Consider the following 3,413-nt stretch of genomic DNA (forward strand, 5'->3'; position numbering starts at 1 on the left):
CAGGTTTTATGCGACCTGCGATAGATTTTTAGTTAGTCCAACTGTCAAACTCCCGTTATGGATGGACACGACCGCTAAAATAGAAACCATTTGTGATTGTTCAATATCTGGGGTATAATAAGTGAAATAGGATGTTTAGGGAGGTAAAATTCATGGATTATAAACCATTGCCTATCGGAATTGATGACTTTAAAAGCCTGATATTGAATGATTACTATTATGTGGACAAAAGCCTGTTTATAAAAGAATTATTAGATTATAAAGGGATGGTTAACCTCTTTTCACGACCAAGAAGATTTGGTAAAACTTTAAACTTAAGTATGCTGAGATATTTTTTTGAAAAGACACCAGAGCCTTCGTATGAATTGTTTCATGGCTTGGCTATTATGAATGAAGGAAACAAATATACATCCTGCATGGGAAAATATCCAGTTATCAGTTTATCGCTTAAAAGCGGGAAACAACCTTCGTTTGATATGGCGGTGGAAAGCATTAAGGATGAAATAATAGGAGAATATAATCGACATAATGATGTAGTTGAAAGTTCAAAAATCCTGGAAAATGAAAAAAAGAGATTTAAAGAAATCCAAAATAATGAAGCAACTCCTGTTCAATTTGCAAAGGCATTAAAATTTTTATCGGACTGTCTGTTTAAAGTTTATGAAGAAAAGGTAATAATATTAATTGATGAATATGATGTTCCTTTAGAAAATGCATATTTCTGTGGATTTTATCAGGAAATGATTGAATTTATACGCTCCTTGTTTGAATCAGCATTGAAAACGAATTTATCTTTGGAGTTTGCGGTAGTCACTGGCTGCCTTCGGATATCAAAAGAAAGTATATTTACAGGATTAAATAATTTGAAGATACTATCCATTACGGACAACAGATATTCAGAACATTTCGGATTTACAGAATATGAAGTTGCACAGATGTTGGAGTATTATAGATGCTCCCGGCAGATGGCTACGATAAAAAAATGGTATGATGGATATAGATTTGGTTTTACCGATGTTTTTAATCCCTGGAGTGTTTTAAACTATACGGATCGTTACAGAGCAGATAAAGATGCTCTGCCTCAGCCATATTGGTCGAATACCAGTTCAAACAGCATCGTGAAAATGCTGATTGAAAAAGCAGATATGAATGCTAAACAGGAAATTGAAGAATTAATAGATGGCGGCAGTATTATAAAATTGATACACGAAGACAGTACCTACGAGGATATCAATAAGTCTCAAGATAATCTGTGGAACTTTCTATTTTTTACTGGATATCTGAAAAAGGTAAATGAGCAGATGCTTGGGGACGAACGGTATTTAACCATGGCGATTCCAAATACAGAAGTAAAAACGGTATACAAATCTAAAATTTTAGAGTGGTTTGAAAATAAGGTAGAGGAGAAAGACCTCTCGAATTTATATTCGGCTTTACTGGCAGGAGATCATGAGATTCTGGAAAAGCAAATCACGATTCTATTGCGGGAAAGTATTAGTTTTTATGATAATGCAGAATTATTCTATCATGGCTTCTTAATTGGAGTGCTGAGAAGACTGAATGATTTTATAGTAGACTCCAACAGAGAATCCGGAGATGGACGCTACGATATAAAAATTCGCAGTTTAGATGTTGAGAAGCCAGTCATTATTTTGGAATTGAAAGTTGCGGATTGCTTTATGAATATGGAAAAATGTGCTGCTGCAGCCCTTGATCAAATCTCCAGAATGCACTATGGAGAAGAGTTGACTAAGGATGGATACACGAGCCTGATCTGTTATGGAATTGCCTTCTATAAGAAAAATTGTAAGGTTCTAAAAGCAGAAAAAGAATTGCCCTATAGCCAATGAAAATGATTTATATATAATATTATAAAAGGCCATAAAGGATTGAGCCGACCTCCCAATTGTTAGATTTTTAGGTCTAACTTATGGGGGGCTGCTCAATCTTCCTTTATGGCCTTTTCACATTGCCCCAACAGATATTTAGTTATTGTACAACAGCTGGTTTTTTTATTTTACGCAGCATTCCGGTTACGATTACCATCACGATTGGGAATATCATGGCAAACAGAAGTCCGCTCTTTAAGCTGTCATTAGCCAGATTGGAGACGACACCTACCAGGCCGGGACCGGCTGCACAGCCGATATCGCCGCCCAGTGCCAAAAGTGCAAATAAAGCGGTTCCGCCCTGTGGACAGTACTGGCAGGAGAGACTGAATGTTCCGGGCCACATGATTCCCACCGATAACCCGCACAGTCCGCAACCAACCAGAGACAGCAGCGGATAGGGGGAAAGCGTGGCAAGCAGATAACTGATAATGCACAGGAACCCGCTGGCAATGATAAATTTTTTCAGCTTGATTCTGGCACCGAATTTTCCATAAAAGACACGGGAAACACCCATCAATACGGCAAAAGCGCAGGGACCCAGCAGATCCCCTAAAGTCTTGGATACTTTCAGCCCTGATTCTGCAAACAGAGAAGCCCACTGTGACATCGCCTGTTCCGAAGCACCGGAGCAGATCATCAATATGAGAAACATCCAGAAGAGCTTCATGGAGAACAGCTTTCGAATCGGCATGGATTCAGCCTCGGTTTCCACGGTATGTAAGGGTACTTTGCTGAAGAAAAAGGCATTAAAACAAGGAATAATTGCCCAGAATACAGTCAGCAGATACCATTTACTGATTCCCACCGTGACAAAATACAGGGTAGAAATAAGGACGACACTTACATGCCCCCAGCAATAAAAGGAATGCAGCAGGCTCATAGCGGATGCCTTCTCGTCACCGGGCAGTGATTCTACAATCGGGCTGATTAATACTTCAATCAGACCTCCGCCGATGGCGTTAATCAATACAGCAACGATCAACCCGGCATAGGCATTTGAGAATAGAAAAGGAAAAACGCCCATTCCAACAAGTCCTACCGTACAGCATACATGTGCGGCAACCGTACAGATACGGTAACCAATTTTGTCAACATATTTGGCAGCCAGGATATCCACGAACATCTGCATAGCAAAATTAATGGAAATTAACAGACCGATTTTCTCCAGGGATATGGAGAACTGTGACTGGAACGTGACAAACAAAAGCGGTGCCAGGTTGTTGACGATAGCCTGCGTAATATAACCGAGATAACAGGCATTTCGTGTGTGTTTAAAATGAAGTGACATGACTTCCTCCCCAAGTAGTATAAAATTTTTTGCCCTTTATCTAGGCAATTTGATAGCATTATATCATTGTAAATGAAAAAAGGAAATCTTTATTTTGGAAAAAATGTGGAAAGTTTTCTAGAGCGAACGCTTTAAATGAGTTCTATTAAATGCATTATATTTGGGTTTTGCTGAGTAAGACGCTTTGTATAAGACAGGTTGTGTACGGAAAGATGGGCGTGGGAAACTGGTAT

2 protein-coding genes are annotated in these 3,413 nt (G+C 39.0%); one reads left to right on the forward strand and one right to left on the reverse strand.

Annotated elements, in window-relative coordinates:
* Nucleotides 1-152 precede the first annotated feature (152 nt).
* Complete coding sequence (locus ACH2DQ_RS01880; protein WP_394916214.1) at nt 153-1,850, forward strand: AAA family ATPase; 1,698 nt, start codon at nt 153-155, stop codon at nt 1,848-1,850.
* Nucleotides 1,851-1,989: 139 nt separating this feature from the next.
* On the opposite strand, the gene ACH2DQ_RS01885 is transcribed toward ACH2DQ_RS01880, so the two are convergent.
* Entirely contained in the window at nt 1,990-3,180 is a 1,191-nt protein-coding gene (locus tag ACH2DQ_RS01885) for an MFS transporter (protein ID WP_394916215.1), read from the reverse strand.
* Between the last annotated feature and the right edge of the window lie 233 nt (nt 3,181-3,413).

It is taken from the genome of Robinsoniella sp. (genome assembly GCF_034124845.1).